This is a genomic window from Bradyrhizobium amphicarpaeae (assembly GCF_002266435.3).
Lineage (GTDB): Bacteria > Pseudomonadota > Alphaproteobacteria > Rhizobiales > Xanthobacteraceae > Bradyrhizobium > Bradyrhizobium amphicarpaeae.
Genome location: NZ_CP029426.2, coordinates 3,537,783 through 3,552,308 on the forward strand (window position 1 = coordinate 3,537,783; position 14,526 = coordinate 3,552,308).

Consider the following 14,526-nt stretch of genomic DNA (forward strand, 5'->3'; position numbering starts at 1 on the left):
ACGCGCGTTACGGCCAGAGCGAGGGCCGCTCGACCTTGCGGGCGTTCTGCAGCGTCGACACGAAATACTCTTCGCGTTCGCGTTTGAATTTTTCCTGCGTGGCACGGAAGGCGGCGACACGGGCGGCGATCTCGTCGCGCTCACGGGCTTTGCGTTCTTCGTCTTCGGTCATAGCGTTCCCCTCAAGTTTGCTACTGAACCCAAGCACTGCCGCCGCATCATCTTGAGTCGCATCGACACATCCATTGATGCTCCTGATTGGGGCGTCAATGGGGAGGAGGCATTGCAGGATTGTGATATGCGAGGGTCGGAAGAAATTGCCGAGCGCATCGCGTTAGCGCTTGATAAGAGCGTCAACAATCTTGCCGCTTGCGCTTGTTGCTGTCAGGCAAAACGAATCGGGAGTTGCGATTGATTGCATCGGATCTTCAGAGCGGCGTAGAACGGCTCGGCGAGATGATCGCCGGGGCGAGGGTCATCGTGCCGTTCACCGGCGCCGGCATCTCGACCGAATGCGGCATTCCCGACTTCCGCTCGCCGGGCGGAATTTGGACGCGCAACCGTCCGATCCCGTTCGACGAGTTCGTTGCGAGCCAGGAGGCGCGGGACGAATCCTGGCGCCGCCGTTTTGCGATGGAGGAGGTCTTCGCGGCGGCGAAGCCCGGCCGCGGCCATCGTGCGCTGGCGTCGCTGTACCGCGCCGGCAAGGTTCCCGCCGTCATCACCCAGAACATCGACAATCTCCACCAGGCTTCCGGCTTCGCCGGCGAGCACGTGATTGAACTCCACGGCAATACCACTTATGCGCGCTGCATCGGATGCGGGCAGGCCTATCCGCTCGATTGGGTGAGGCACCGCTTCGACGGCGACGGCTTCGCGCCCAACTGCACGGGGTGCGATGAACCGGTGAAGACCGCCACGATTTCCTTCGGCCAGATCATGCCCGACGATGAAATGCGGCGCGCGACCGCGCTGTCGCAAGCCTGCGATCTCTTCATCGCGATCGGTTCCTCGCTCGTGGTTTGGCCCGCGGCCGGCTTTCCGATGATGGCGAAGAATGCCGGTGCTCGTCTGGTGATCATCAACCGCGAGCCGACCGAACAGGACGACATTGCCGACCTCGTCATCCATGACGACATCGGCGAAGCGCTCGGGCCCTTTGTCGCCAATTGAGGCGTCAGTTTGATTCGCGGCTCTGCAAGCTGTTCATAGGTTCCGCCGAATCTCTTTTTTGTCTATGCCTCGCAACCGGGAGTGTTATCTTTTGAGTCGAAAGATTCGCGTCGCGTCCAATTGAGAACATTCTCTTAAGACGCGTGATTCGAGCGCCGCCGATGTGGCGGGTTGCATGGCAGTGTGGGGTCCGGGGTTATGGGGTCGTCGGACGGATTTGAGTCCAAGAAGCTCGGGGTTCCCGGGCAGGGAGTATCGTCCGGGCGGATCTCGCCGGGCGAACACGGCGATGCCGGTCGCGACAGCGCTCTCAGTCCGTTCAGCGGATTGGGGGAGGCCAGCGCCAATCTCGTCGAAGTCCACGGCGTCATCAAATGGTTCGACGCTTCCAAAGGCTACGGCTTCATCGTTCCCGACAACGGCTGGCCGGACGTACTCCTGCACGTTACCGTGCTTAGGCGCGACGGCTTCCAGACCGCCTATGAGGGCGCCCGCATCGTTGTCGAGTGCATCCAGCGCGCCAAGGGTTACCAGGCGTTCCGCGTGGTCTCGATGGACGAGTCGACCGCGATCCATCCGGCGCAGATGCTGCCGCCGCGCACTCATGTCACGGTCACCGCGACCAGCGGGCTGGAACGGGCCCAGGTCAAATGGTTCAACCGGCTGCGCGGCTTCGGCTTCCTGACCTGCGGCGAGGGTACGCCCGACATCTTCGTGCACATGGAGACGCTGCGCCGCTTCGGCATGACCGAGCTCAGGCCCGGCCAATATGTCCTGGTCCGTTTCGGGCCGGGCTCCAAGGGCATGATGGCGGCCGAGATCCATCCCGAGACCGGATCGCCGGGATTGCAGTCGCACTAAGTGCGGCGCAGCTCGGGCTCTGGCTTTCATTTCCCGCAATCGTGAGCAGGGGCGTTCTGGGAGGCCGGCGCGGCTCTGGCTTTTCCGGCGACTGCCGCGTAAGGACTGGTCCAGTCCCACGCCTCGAGTGCCCCCATGAATCCTGATCGTAAGGCTGTCTGGTCCGCTCTGAAGGGCTGGCTTGCTGCCGTCCTCGTCATCGCCGGCTGTGCCGTTGCCGGCGCGCCCGCCCGAGCCGCCAGCTTCCAGCCGCTCGAGATCGTCACCAAGAACGGCGTGCAGGTGTTCTCGGTGGAGATGGCGACGACCGAGGAGGAGAAGCAGACCGGCCTGATGTACCGCAAGGAGCTGGCGGACGGCAAAGGCATGCTGTTCGACTTCAATCCCGAGCAGGAGGTGTCGATGTGGATGAAGAACACCTATGTCTCGCTCGACATGATCTTCATCCGCGCCGACGGCCGCATCCTGCGCATCGCCGAGAATACCGAGCCGATGTCGACCAAGATCATCTCGTCTCGCGGGCCTGCCCGGGCCGTGCTGGAGGTGGTGGCGGGAACGGCGCAGAAATACGGCATCCGGCCCGGCGACCGCGTCGGCCATCCGCTGTTCGGCAGCAAATAGCGCGGGCTGGCGACCGCCTTGGAGCCTTGATGGCGCCGGTTTGTAAGCTTGCTGGCGCCTTTGGAAGCGTGTATCGACGGGGCTCGCCGGACATTCGGGGTATAGCGCAGCCTGGTAGCGCGGCAGTTTTGGGTACTGCAGGTCGTTGGTTCGAATCCAGCTGCCCCGACCAGTCCCGACGTTGAATCTCCTGAGCTTTTTCCCTGCGATTCTGACGTGATTCTGACAGCCCGCCGCTTGTGTCGTCGAGCGAGTTCTCCGCGATGTTTCAAGCCGTTGCGCCTGTTGGACCGGAGGCAGAATTACCAACGCCGCATCGAACCTTTGGCTGTCGCCATAGACATATGTCTGTTGGGGATTTCAGCGCCCAATGTCTAAACGGACGCCGCCAAGCGATGATATTCCGCTTGCGCGGCGTTGCGCTTTTCCAGGTATCGCTTTTCGAATCTGGCCGATCAGTTCGAGGCGTACCAGCCGAGTGGAAACGGCAGCAGCGGCCATATCCCGTGATTGTCGTTGGCGGCTGTCGGCTCTTGCGCCGGCGTCCTTGTGATGGGCGCAGGAGGTGTCGATGCCAGCGCCAGGCGCAGGCGTTCACATTGCAAATTCATTGTGGTCGCCCCAACGAGTCGTCTCGAAATTCAACTTGGAAAATTAGACGTCAGCTCAATCAAATAACTACGCGTCCCGATGACGCGGCATTCTCAAATCGTGAGCGCATTCTAGTTAATTCGGCGGCAGCTTTCAACTGATCTCGGCTCGAGGCCGGGAGAGGTAAGGTTGACCGGTTAGGTTAAGGGAGAGCGGTTGTTGCGGCCGCTTCGGCGTTCGTTATCAGATCGATTCCGGCTCGCGATGGGCTGCCTGAAATTCTTGCTCACACAAGGTCACGGTTCGTCGTAGCGCGCGTATCCTGTGAGTTCTGCGTCATGTCCTTCGATCGCAACTTCAAAACCGCCGGTCCGCAATCGAGCTGGAGCGAGATCTGGCACCTCTGGACCGTGATCGTGCCCCGCCGCTCGATCAACGGGCAGCTCGTGGTCGGCAAGGTCTGGCGCCGCCACGACGGCCGCGACTGGATCTACAAGAAATTCACCGAGTTCGACGGCGAAGAAGCCGCCTGAAGCGCGATGCGCTTGGAATGAGCCATCATTGCGCCCCGCGCTATTTGCGAGGCCGTGCGGCCCCCCAACCCGCGTGCCGTTCGCCCGCAACCTATCCGGGCGCCTGGACGCGCGGCAGCGGCAGCTTGAAGTGACGTTTCGCATAGGCGACGATTTCGGCGTCCGAGGGATGATCGGCGGCTTCCACCGCGGCAATCCGCTTGGCGACATCGGGTGCGCTCGCGCGAATGTGGCTGGCAAGCTCGGTCTTCGCGCTGGCCGGACCGATGATGAGGATCTCACCGGCGTCGGCCAGGGCTTTGGTCACCTCGCCGTAGAACGCCTTGTCAGGGGCGGCATGGCCGCTGCCGATTGCGTTGGCCTTGTGATGAAGGTGGCGCGTCGCCAGTTGCGGATGCAACGTGATTTCGTCCGAGCCGCTCAGGCCGAGATGGAAGATCCTGGCCTGCGAATGGTCGATCCATACCACGGCGTGAAAATGAGAGGGCATGTGCTTTTAGCCTTGTCCGAGGGAAGGCCGCCGGTGCGGCGGCGCGTGTCGCAACGACACTAGGCCGACCGCCGCCGCCTTTGGTTGACCCAAGTCAACCGGTCTTTGTCAATCGATCTCGGCCATGGCGATTGAAGGGGGAACTCCAACCGGCAAGCGCTCCCGGCTCAGGCCGCTTTCGCCGCGGCTGCCGCTGGCTTGGGGGGCGGTGGCTTGAGCGGCTTGTCCTGCTTCTTCGACCACGAAATGTAATAGGCCACCGTCGTCATGATCGCGATGCCGGCGATGCTGACGAAGATCTGCGCGAGCAGCGAGCCGGAGCTCATCGACAGCTCGAAATGGCCGACGAAGGACAGGAACACGCCGACGCAGAACACGGCGAGTGATTGCTGGCCGCAGACGATCAGGGGATCGAACACCTTCCATTCCAGCCCCGGCCATTCCTTCGGAACGAAGCGGATCACCAGGATCACGATCACGACGAAGTGGATGAAGCGGTAGGGCGCGAGGTTGGTCTTGTCGTTCGGGTTGAAGGCCGAGAACAGCCACTCCGGGAACATGCCGCCGAACGCGGGGAAGCGGCCGGCCATGGTCATGACCAGCGCGAACAGGAGATAGCCGAGACACAGCCACAACGTGATCGGCGAGTTGATCACCGCTCCGGAGCGCCGCGCCCCGCCCATCGCGCACCATGCGCCGAACACGAACAGCACCTGCCAGCAATACGGGTTGAAGTACCACTGGCCGGCCGGATAGGCGGTCAGATTCCAGCCGAAATGGCGCGCAGTCAGCCACAGCAGGATCGACAGCCCCATCGTCAAATCGGGCTTGCGCAGCATGAACCACAGCACCGGCGGAAACAGGCCCATCAGCACGATGTAGAGCGGCAGCACGTCGAGATTGAGCGGCTTGAAGCGAAGGAACAGGCCCTGGCGCAGCGTCTCGGTGGCGTTGTCGACGAGGCCGGCGACGTTGAACTCGTTGATCATCTCGCTATCGCCGAAGCGCAGCGCCAGATAGCTGATCGAGGCGATATAGATCACGAACAGGATGATGTGGGCGACGTAGAGCTGCCAGACCCGCTTGGTCAGCCTGGTGGCGCCGACCAGGAAGCCGCGGTCGAGCATCATCCGGGCATAGACGAACGAGGCGGTATAGCCGGAGATGAACACGAACAGGTCGGCGGCGTCGGAAAAGCCGTAATTGCGCGTCGTCACCCAGTTCACGACGTTGTCGGGAATGTGGTCGAGGAAGATCGCCCAGTTCGCGACGCCGCGAAACAGGTCGAGCCGGAGGTCACGGCCTTTTTCAGGAAGCGTGGCGTTGATGTTCAGGAAGGCCATGCGACGGAAGCTCTCGAAGGGGACGGGTACGCCGAGGTCGGCGAGGTGGTGCCGCCGGGCGGGACCCCGGCGCGGAAGGCGGGTACGCAATTGTCACGGTGCAGCATAATGACTATACCGTCGCGGAGGGTGCCGGGGCCGGAATCACCGATCAGTTCCCAACCGGTGTCTCTATACTATGCCCGCGGTTTCCACCAACTGCTACCGTGACGCAGCGAAATCGACGAAAAGACGAAAGAGGCCCGGATCATCCATGACCGCACGCATTTTCAAGCCCGCCAAGAACGCGATGCAATCCGGCCGGTCAAAGACCAAGGAATGGCAGCTGGACTACGAGCCGGAGCAGCCGCGCTCGGTCGAGCCGCTGATGGGCTGGACCTCTTCCGGCGACATGAAGCAGCAGATCACGCTGCGCTTCCACAGCAAGGAAGAGGCGGTCGCCTATTGCGAGCGCAAGGGCATCGCCTACCAGGTCATCGAGCCCCAGGATTCGATCCGCCGTCCGGTCGCCTATGCCGACAATTTCTCGTTCCGGCGCGGCGAGCCCTGGACGCATTGAGGGGCCGGCGCGCAGGCGCCCCTAGCCACGCGTGAAAGGGCCGAAAGGCCGAAATCCCGGTCGCTGGCAGATCGTCAGCCCCGGCAAGGAGCCTGGTCGCGGCCGACCAGGTTGCCGGTCTCATTCCCAAGAGAACAGCACCCCGACAGCCGACACCTGCTTCCAACCCAAAGGCGCTCTCTTGCGATATACAGACCGATTGGTCTATATATGAGCAATGAGGTCCCGAACCCCAGCGCAGTTGCCCCGTGGCCGGCCACGAGGTTTCGACTTGGACGCCGCTGTGGAACGCGCGATGGGCGTGTTCTGGTCGCGCGGATATCACGCGACGGCGCTTCCGGATCTTCTTCGTGCGACGAAGCTGTCGCGTGGCAGCCTCTACGCCGCTTTCGGTGACAAGCACTCGCTCTTCCTCCGTGCGCTCGATCGCTACATCGCCGATGCAGTGACACGGATGGATATCGAATTCGATCCCCACAACGAGCCGGTCGATGGCCTGCGGGCCTACCTTGCCGGCTATGTCGAGCGCACGAGCGGTGCCAATGGCAGGCGCGGATGCCTGCTCGTGGCTACGGCCATGGAGCTGGCCGGCCAGGATGCCGAAGTGGGTCGTCGCGTCGCGGGCTTTTTCAAAGCCATGGAGGCCAGGGTGGCGGATGCACTTTCCCGTGCGAAGGCGGCAGGCAAGTTGGCTGATGGCGTCGAGCCTTCAAGCGCCGCCCGAATCCTCGTCTGTTTCGTCGAGGGGCTGCGCGTAGTCGGCAAAACGGCGCCGACACGGATCACGTCGCAAGCAACCGTTGAGGCTCTTCTCGGTCGCTTCATCGAGTGAATAACCCGTGGCGTAGCTCCGCTACTGGCACGCCCATATCTGGACTGATCGGTCTTTAAAGGAGGGGTGCGATGTCTGCCATCCAGATCATTTGCGCGGTGGCCGTTCCCTTGCTCTGGGGTTACCAGTTCGTGGCGATCAAGGCGGGCGTCACGGAGTTTCCGCCGCTCTTCTTCCTCGCACTGCGCTTCCTGGCCATCGCGCTGTTGCTTGTTCCGTTCGTCAAGAGGCCCGCACGCGAGCAGGTCGGCCCTGTCGCCGCCATTTCGATCTTCCTTGGCGGTCTGAACTTTGGGCTGTTCTATATTGGCCTTGGGCTCGGCTCCGGAAGCATGTCGGCCGTCGCATATCAACTCGCCACGCCGTTCACGGTCCTGCTGGCATGGCCGCTGCTCTCGGAGCGGCCGTCACTCACCACGTCCGCCGGCGTGGTGCTCGCTTTCGTCGGCGTGGTTGTGTTGGCGGCGGGGCCTGGCCTGTCGGCAAACGCGCTTCCGCTATTGCTTGTGGTCGGGGCGGCCTTCGCTTTCGCGGTGTCCAACGTCCTGACGAAACGCTACGGCCCTTTTGATCCGTTGATGCTGATGGGGTGGTCGTCACTGCTCACGGTGCCGCAGGTCATGTTGATGTCGTTACTCATTGAGGATGGTCAAATGGCGAGCCTTGTCACGGCGGATGGACGCGGTTGGCTGGCACTCGCCTACACGATTTTCATCGGAGGAATTGTCGGGTTCGGCCTCTGGTTTTGGCTGATCGCCCGTTGCTCCATGAACCGCATCGCGCCCTTCGGCCTGCTCCTTCCGGTGTTCGCCCTGATTTCGAGCGTGTTGTTCCTTGGCGACCGCATGACCCCAAGGCTGATCGTCGGTGGGCTGCTCGCGATCGGCGGCGTCGCTATGACACAAGTCAGGCCGAGTGCTCGACCAGCTTGAATTCCTGTCCTGTTTCAGCTGCGATATCGGGCGCCCAACACAATCCGCCAGGATTCTTTTTACGGCCCTTGGCACCAATTCCGCCGCATGCTTCGCTGGTCTCGACATCACAGGACCACGACGGAGGTGGGGTATGGCCGGGCGTGACCAGCTCGACGGCATCGATCTGAAAATCCTCTCCGAGCTGCAGCAGGACGGACGTATTCGCAACAACGAGCTGGCGCTGCGCGCTGGCGTGTCGGCGCCGAACTGCCTGCGGCGGCTGAAATCGCTTTTCAGCCGCGGCGTGATACGGGCAGTCCGGGCCGTCATCGACGAGCGGCGGCTCGGCTACGAGGTGGTGTCGTTCGTCTCGATCCAGCTCGGCAGCCAGGCCCAGCCGGTACTCGAGGCGTTCGAGAGTTCGGTCGCTGCGATCCCGCGCATCCAGCAGTGCTGGCGGATTTCCGGCGACACCGACTATCTCCTCAAATGCGTCGCGCCGAGCGTCGAGAGCATGCGCCAGCAGCTGCTGCATTTCGCCGCGATGCCTAACGTGAAGAACGTCCGCAGCTTCCCGGTGCTCGGTGTTGCGAAGGATGTGCCGCTGCCGTTGCAGGAGGTCGTGCCAGCGTCGGCGGGATAGCGCCTCAGCGATACTGCCCGCGAAACTCGCGCGGGCTCGCGCCTGTCCAGGAGCGGAAGGCGCGGGAAAAGCTCTTCTCGTTGCGGAAGCCGGCGATCTCCGCGATGCGTTTGATCGGCGTGCGGCCGCGCATCAGCTCCTGTTTTGCCAGTTCGAATTTTGCCTCTTCCTTGAGGTTGCGCAGCGAGGTGGCTTCCTCGCGCAGGCGCCGATGCATGGTGCGGGTGGAGAGCGCAAGCTCGCTTGCGACATCCTCGGCACCGAGACTGCGTCCACGCGCATTGCGCAGCACGCGGCGAACACGCTCGACCAGCAGCCGGTCGCGCCGATAGGGCAGCACGGTCAGCCGCAACGCACCCTTGAGCATGTTGTCGAGGTCGGCGGCGCTGCGCGTCAGCGGCAGCGAGAGATAGTGCTTGTCGAAAGTGATCGTCGCACGGTCCGCGTCGAAGCAGATGTTGCGACAAAAGATGGTGGGATAGACCGAGACGTGGGGCGGCTCGGGATACGGAAACTCCGCGGCGCGCAATGCGATCCTGGAATCGACGGCCCAGCAGGAGAAGCCGAGCACGTAGCGGAGCAGGGTGACCAGGCAGAATTCACGCAGCGGCCCGAGATCGCGCAGTTCCCGGACGGATACCGAAGCGGTCTCCTCGCCGACCTCGAGATCGAGCAGCACGTCCTCGGTGAGCAGGCGATGATGCCGGCACCAGCGCTTGAGCGCCACCTCCAGCGTCGGCGCCGTGATCGAGGCGCGGCACAGCATGCCGTAGGTGCCGAAAGGCAGGCGGCGCGAGAACCAGCCGAGCGCCTCGTCGTCGAGCTCGCGCATGGCATGGCCCGCCAGCGCCTCGAACTGGGCGGCCGTGACCCGCCCGTCCGGAGAATTGACAAGGTCCGGCGCAACCTGACCCCGCTGCAATGCCTCGGCCGGATCCCGCCCGTATCGTGCATAGGCGGCAACCACGCCCCGCACGAAGGCGGCGGGGGTGACGGCGCGGCGCGGGATTGCGGTTGCGGCTTGAAAAGGCATTGCGACCTTTGGGAACTCCCTCGGGAAAATCCTCGCCAAGTTTGGCGGAAAATGCAACCTTTTCGACCGCAAGAGGGCGCCGACCCCGCTAGGTTCGGTCCCCAAAATACGGAGGAATCGCCTTGAACATCCCGAGCATCGACTTCGATCTGGGCGAAGACATCAGCATGCTGCGCGATACGCTCCGCGCCTTCGTGGAGGCCGAGATCACGCCCCGCGCCGCCGAGATCGAAAAGGCCAATCTGTTTCCGGCCGACCTCTGGAAGCGCCTTGGCGACCTCGGCCTGCACGGCATGACCGCGCCGGAGCAATATGGCGGCTCGAACATGGGCTATCTCGCCCACATCGTCGCCATGGAAGAGGTTTCGCGCGGTTCCGCGGCCGTCGGCCTGTCCTACGGGGCCCACTCCAACCTCTGCGTCAACCAGATCCGCCGCAACGGCAACGACGCGCAGCGCCAGCGCTATCTGCCGAAGCTGATCTCCGGCGACTTTGTCGGCGCGCTCGCGATGTCGGAGCCGGGCGCGGGCTCGGACGTCGTCTCGATGAAGCTGCGCGCCGACAAGCGCGGCGACCGCTACGTTCTCAACGGCTCGAAGATGTGGATCACCAATGGCGGCGATGCCGACGTGCTGGTCGTCTACGCCAAGACCGATCCCGAGGCGGGCCCGCGCGGCATGACCGCTTTTCTGATCGAGAAGGGTTTCAAGGGTTTTACCCACGGCCAGCATCTCGACAAGCTCGGCATGCGCGGCTCCAACACCTATCCCTTGTTCTTCGACGAGTGCGAGGTGCCGGAGGAGAACGTGCTCGGCAAGGTGGGCGAGGGCGTCAAGGTGCTGATGTCCGGCCTCGACTATGAGCGCACGGTGCTGTCGGGCGGTCCGCTCGGCATCATGGCGGCCTGCATGGACGCGGTGGTGCCCTACATGCATGAACGAAAACAGTTCGGCCAGCCGATTGGCGATTTCCAGCTGATGCAGGGCAAGCTCGCCGATATGTACGCGACCTGGCAGGCCACGCGCGCTTATGTCTACGCGGTGGGGAAGGCTTGCGATCGTGCCGACCACGCCCGCACGCTCCGCAAGGATGCGGCGGCCGCGATCCTTTATTCGGCGGAGAAGGCAACGTGGATGGCCGGCGAGGCGATCCAGGCGCTTGGCGGGGTCGGCTATACCAGCGAATTCCCCGTGGGGCGACTGTGGCGCGACGCAAAACTGTACGAGATCGGCGCGGGGACGTCCGAAGTTCGCCGCATGCTGATCGGCCGCGAACTGATGTCCGAGACGGCTTAAAACCTTCACCTCATTGGAATCAACATGCCGCTCCATTCCAGCATTGATCCGTCTTCGTCAGACTTTGCGCGCAACTCCGAGGCCATGCGCGGGCTCGTCGCGGACCTGCGCGAGAAGCTCAGTCAGGTCGCCGGCGGCGGTGGCGAGGTCTCGCGCAACCGCCACACGTCTCGCGGCAAGATGCTCGCGCGCGAGCGTGTCGACCTGCTGGTCGATCCCGGCACCTCGTTCCTCGAGCTGTCGCCGCTCGCGGCCTACGGCCTCTATGGCGGCGACGTGCATTCGGCCAGCGTCGTGACCGGGATCGGTCGCATCGCGGGCCGCGAATGCGTCATCGTCGCCAACGACGCCACCATCAAGGGCGGCACCTATTATCCGATGACCGTGAAGAAGCATCTGCGCGCGCAGGACGTGGCGCGACAGAACAATCTTCCCTGCGTCTACATGGTGGATTCCGGCGGCGCCTTCCTGCCGCTGCAGGACGAGATCTTTCCGGACGAGCGGCATTTCGGCCGCATATTCTACAACCAGGCGCAGATGTCGTCGCAGGGCATCCCGCAGATCGCGATCGTGATGGGCTCCTGCACCGCCGGCGGAGCCTATGTCCCCGCGATGTCCGACGAAAGCATCATCGTGCGCAACCAGGGCACCATCTTTCTCGGCGGCCCGCCGCTGGTGAAGGCCGCGACCGGCGAGGTCGTCAGCGCCGAAGAACTCGGCGGCGCCGACGTGCATTCGCGGCAGTCGGGCGTCACGGACCACTACGCCCAGAACGATGCCCATGCGATCGGCATCGCCCGGCGCATCGTCGGCACGCTGAAGCCGAAAGTCACGCCGAACCTCAACATGCATCCGCCCCGCGAGCCGCTGTTCGCGGCCGAGGAGATCTATGGCGTGGTGCCCGTCGACGGCAGAAAACCGTTCGACGTGCGCGATATCATCGCGCGCGTGGTCGATGGCTCCGAGTTCGACGAGTTCAAGAAGCTCTACGGCACCACTCTGGTGTGCGGCTTCGCCCATATCTGGGGCTATCCGGTCGGCATCATCGCCAACAACGGGATCCTGTTCAGCGAGAGCTCGCTGAAGGGCGCACATTTCATCGAGCTGTGCTGCCAGCGCGGCATCCCCCTGGTGTTCCTGCAGAACATCACCGGCTTCATGGTCGGCAAGAAATACGAGGCCGGCGGCATCGCACGTGACGGCGCCAAGCTGGTGACGGCGGTTGCGACCGCCGCGGTACCGAAATTCACCGTGGTGATCGGCGGCTCCTATGGCGCCGGCAATTACGGCATGTGCGGTCGCGCCTATTCCCCGCGCTTCCTCTGGATGTGGCCGAACGCGCGTATCTCGGTGATGGGCGGAGAGCAGGCCTCCATGGTGCTGAGCCAGGTGCGCCGCGACAACATCGAGGCCAAGGGCGAGAGCTGGTCGAAGGACGAGGAGGACAAATTCCGCGAGCCCATTCGCGCGCAATACGAGAGTCAGGGGCACCCCTATTACGCGACCGCGCGTCTCTGGGACGACGGCGTGATCGACCCCGCCGACACGCGGCTCGTGCTCGGCCTTGGCCTCTCGGCGGCGTCGAATGCGCCGATCGAGCCGACGAAATTCGGCCTGTTCAGGATGTGATGCGATGGACCGTACAAAACTCTACCGGCGTTTTCGCACGCTCCTGATCGCCAACCGCGGCGAGATCGCAGCCCGCGTCATCCGCACCGCGCGCGCCATGGGCTTGCGCACCGTCGCGGTCTATTCCGAGGCCGATCGCGACGCGATGCATGTCGCGCTCGCGGACGAAGCCGTGCTGCTCGGTCCGGCGCGGGCCCGCGACAGCTACCTCAACGTCGAGCGGCTGATCGAGGCCGCGCGCAAGACCGGCGCCGAGGCCGTGCATCCCGGCTATGGCTTTCTGTCGGAGAATGCCGAATTCGCACAAGCCTGCTTCGATGCCGGGCTGGTGTTTGTCGGCCCGACTGCCGACATGATGAATGCGATGGGCTCCAAGTCCGGCTCGAAAGCGCTGATGGAGAAGGCGGGCGTGCCGCTGGTGCCCGGGTATCACGGCGAGGCCCAGGATGATGCAACGCTGGCAAAGGCCGCCGAGAAGGTGGGTTTCCCGATTCTGGTGAAGGCCTCGGCCGGCGGCGGCGGCCGCGGCATGCGCATCGTACGCTCGGCCGACGAACTGGTGCCCGCGATCGTCAGCGCCAAGCGCGAGGCCAAGGCCGCGTTCGGCGACGACCGCATGCTGATCGAGAAATATGTCGATAATCCCCGACATATCGAGGTGCAGATCGTCGGCGACAGCCACGGCAATCTGCTGTCGCTGTTCGAGCGCGAATGCACCTTGCAGCGCCGCCATCAGAAGGTGATCGAGGAAGCGCCGTCGCCGACGCTCAATCCTGCCCAGCGCGAGGCGGTCTGCGCCGCCGCGCGAAAAGCGGCCGGAGCGGTGAACTATGTCGGCGCCGGCACCATCGAGTTCGTCTCCGACGGCAAGGACGTGTTCTTCATCGAGATGAATACCCGTCTCCAGGTCGAGCATCCCGTGACCGAACTGATCACCGGGATCGATCTCGTGGAGTGGCAGCTGCGCGTCGCTTTCGGCGAGGCGCTGCCGCTCAAGCAGGACGAGATCCGGCTCAACGGCCACGCGGTCGAGGCGCGGGTCTATGCGGAGAACCCGACCAAGAATTTCATGCCGTCGGTCGGCATGATCTCGACCTGGCGGCTGCCGGCGGAAGGCGGGGGCTTGCGGATCGATGCCGGCTATCGCGAGGGTGATAGCGTCTCGCCGTATTACGACGCCATGCTGGCAAAGATGATTGCGTGGGCGCCGACGCGGGATGTCGCCATCGAACGGTTGAACCGGGGGCTGGAGGAGTCCGACGTTCGCGGCATCGTCACCAACATCCCGTTCCTGTCGGCGCTGATGACGCATCCGAAGGTGCGGACCAATGCGATCGACACCGGCTTCATCGAGCGTGAGCTGGCGGTTCTGACACAGGTCTCGCCGGCGCCGGGCGAGCTGGAGCTCTGCGGGGCGGTGGCTGCTGTCGTCAACGACGAGCGGAGGGCCGCTCAAAGCGAGGCGAATTCTCCCTGGCAGACCTTCGGCTGGCAACCGGTCGGCCGCCGCCAGCGCAGCTTTGCCTTTCGCGTCGGGCACGGGCCCGAGCAGAAGGTCGTGCTGAACTACGGCAGCGGACCGTCGACGCTGGTCATCGGCGAGCGCGAATTGGCGTTCGCGGCCGTAGCGAAGGACGGCGGCTTCGACCTGACGCTCGACGGAGTCAAATCGAGCGTGGCGGCCGTGATCGACGGCCACGAGCTGTACCTGCGCACGCGCAACGGCCGCTTCGACCTGCACTGGGTGGATCCGTTCGGCGGCGAGACCGAGGAGCAGACCGGAGCGGACAAGATCGCGGCACCCTTGCCTGGCACGGTCGTCGCCGTGCTGGCCGAGGAGGGGGCAAAGCTGGAGAAGGGCGCGGCGATCCTCACGCTCGAAGTGATGAAGATGGAGCAGACGTTGCGTGCGCCCTATGCCGGCGTGCTGAAGTCCATCAAGTGCAAGGTCGGCGACATCGTGCAGGAGGGCGTCGAGCTCGCCGTGGTCGAACCGGCCGGAGAGTGAC

At 63.9% G+C, this 14,526-nt stretch carries 16 protein-coding genes and 1 tRNA gene; 12 read left to right on the forward strand and 5 right to left on the reverse strand.

What is annotated here, in order from left to right; translation table 11 throughout:
* Positions 1–7 precede the first annotated feature (7 nt).
* On the reverse strand, positions 8–172 hold the full coding sequence (locus tag CIT40_RS16405; RefSeq protein ID WP_167443352.1) for a hypothetical protein: 165 nt from the start codon (positions 170–172) through the stop codon (positions 8–10).
* A gap of 239 nt (positions 173–411) precedes the next feature.
* Here CIT40_RS16405 and CIT40_RS16410 point away from each other — a divergent pair, with 239 nt between their 5' ends.
* The 4 genes from CIT40_RS16410 to CIT40_RS16425 all read left to right on the forward strand — a co-directional run bounded on the left by CIT40_RS16410 (position 412) and on the right by CIT40_RS16425 (position 2,827).
* Positions 412–1,173 carry a Sir2 family NAD-dependent protein deacetylase gene (locus CIT40_RS16410; protein WP_162307517.1) on the forward strand — a complete coding sequence of 254 codons (762 nt, stop codon included), beginning with the start codon at positions 412–414 and terminating at the stop codon, positions 1,171–1,173.
* 198 nt (positions 1,174–1,371) lie between these two features.
* Complete coding sequence (locus CIT40_RS16415; protein ID WP_162307518.1) at positions 1,372–2,034, forward strand: cold-shock protein; 663 nt, start codon at positions 1,372–1,374, stop codon at positions 2,032–2,034.
* 135 nt (positions 2,035–2,169) lie between these two features.
* A complete protein-coding gene (locus CIT40_RS16420; protein WP_094896978.1) occupies positions 2,170–2,655 on the forward strand; it encodes a DUF192 domain-containing protein in 486 nt (161 codons plus the stop codon).
* Positions 2,656–2,750: 95 nt separating this feature from the next.
* Positions 2,751–2,827 (forward strand) — tRNA-Pro (locus CIT40_RS16425).
* Between the two features lie 283 nt (positions 2,828–3,110).
* On the opposite strand, the gene CIT40_RS16430 is transcribed toward CIT40_RS16425, so the two are convergent.
* A complete protein-coding gene (locus tag CIT40_RS16430) occupies positions 3,111–3,266 on the reverse strand; it encodes a hypothetical protein (protein WP_167443353.1) in 156 nt (51 codons plus the stop codon).
* 318 nt (positions 3,267–3,584) lie between these two features.
* Between CIT40_RS16430 and CIT40_RS16435 the strand changes: the two genes are divergently transcribed.
* The gene (locus tag CIT40_RS16435; protein WP_018323121.1) at positions 3,585–3,779 is read left to right on the forward strand and encodes a hypothetical protein; all 195 of its coding nucleotides are present in this window, start codon (positions 3,585–3,587) and stop codon (positions 3,777–3,779) included.
* A 91-nt stretch (positions 3,780–3,870) separates the two neighbouring features.
* Here CIT40_RS16435 and CIT40_RS16440 read toward each other — a convergent pair whose 3' ends face one another.
* Positions 3,871–4,269 carry a translational machinery protein gene (locus CIT40_RS16440; protein ID WP_094896979.1) on the reverse strand — a complete coding sequence of 133 codons (399 nt, stop codon included), beginning with the start codon at positions 4,267–4,269 and terminating at the stop codon, positions 3,871–3,873.
* Between the two features lie 167 nt (positions 4,270–4,436).
* Entirely contained in the window at positions 4,437–5,612 is a 1,176-nt protein-coding gene (locus CIT40_RS16445; RefSeq protein WP_094896980.1) for an OpgC domain-containing protein, read from the reverse strand.
* A gap of 253 nt (positions 5,613–5,865) precedes the next feature.
* Between CIT40_RS16445 and CIT40_RS16450 the strand changes: the two genes are divergently transcribed.
* The 4 genes from CIT40_RS16450 (at position 5,866) to CIT40_RS16465 (ending at position 8,560) form a co-directional block, all read left to right on the forward strand.
* A complete protein-coding gene (locus CIT40_RS16450; protein ID WP_014495449.1) occupies positions 5,866–6,171 on the forward strand; it encodes an ETC complex I subunit in 306 nt (101 codons plus the stop codon).
* A 295-nt stretch (positions 6,172–6,466) separates the two neighbouring features.
* Positions 6,467–7,003 carry a TetR/AcrR family transcriptional regulator gene (locus CIT40_RS16455; RefSeq protein WP_244612006.1) on the forward strand — a complete coding sequence of 179 codons (537 nt, stop codon included), beginning with the start codon at positions 6,467–6,469 and terminating at the stop codon, positions 7,001–7,003.
* Between the two features lie 71 nt (positions 7,004–7,074).
* Positions 7,075–7,935, forward strand: a complete 861-nt coding sequence (locus CIT40_RS16460) for a DMT family transporter (RefSeq protein WP_094896982.1) — start codon at positions 7,075–7,077, stop codon at positions 7,933–7,935.
* A 133-nt stretch (positions 7,936–8,068) separates the two neighbouring features.
* Positions 8,069–8,560, forward strand: coding sequence for an Lrp/AsnC family transcriptional regulator (locus CIT40_RS16465; RefSeq protein WP_094896983.1), 492 nt, complete (start codon positions 8,069–8,071; stop codon positions 8,558–8,560).
* 4 nt (positions 8,561–8,564) lie between these two features.
* Here CIT40_RS16465 and CIT40_RS16470 read toward each other — a convergent pair whose 3' ends face one another.
* Positions 8,565–9,593: an AraC family transcriptional regulator gene (locus CIT40_RS16470; protein ID WP_094896984.1), complete on the reverse strand. Its 1,029-nt coding sequence runs from the start codon at positions 9,591–9,593 to the stop codon at positions 8,565–8,567.
* Between the two features lie 122 nt (positions 9,594–9,715).
* On the opposite strand from CIT40_RS16470, the gene CIT40_RS16475 reads away from it, so the two are divergent.
* Genes CIT40_RS16475 through CIT40_RS16485 form a run of 3 tightly spaced genes read left to right on the forward strand, consistent with a single transcriptional unit; the run spans position 9,716 to position 14,525 of the window.
* Entirely contained in the window at positions 9,716–10,888 is a 1,173-nt protein-coding gene (locus CIT40_RS16475; RefSeq protein WP_162307519.1) for an isovaleryl-CoA dehydrogenase, read from the forward strand.
* 24 nt (positions 10,889–10,912) lie between these two features.
* Positions 10,913–12,517 carry a carboxyl transferase domain-containing protein gene (locus tag CIT40_RS16480; RefSeq protein WP_094896985.1) on the forward strand — a complete coding sequence of 535 codons (1,605 nt, stop codon included), beginning with the start codon at positions 10,913–10,915 and terminating at the stop codon, positions 12,515–12,517.
* A 4-nt stretch (positions 12,518–12,521) separates the two neighbouring features.
* Positions 12,522–14,525, forward strand: a complete 2,004-nt coding sequence (locus CIT40_RS16485) for an acetyl/propionyl/methylcrotonyl-CoA carboxylase subunit alpha (protein WP_162307520.1) — start codon at positions 12,522–12,524, stop codon at positions 14,523–14,525.
* Position 14,526: the final 1 nt, after the last annotated feature.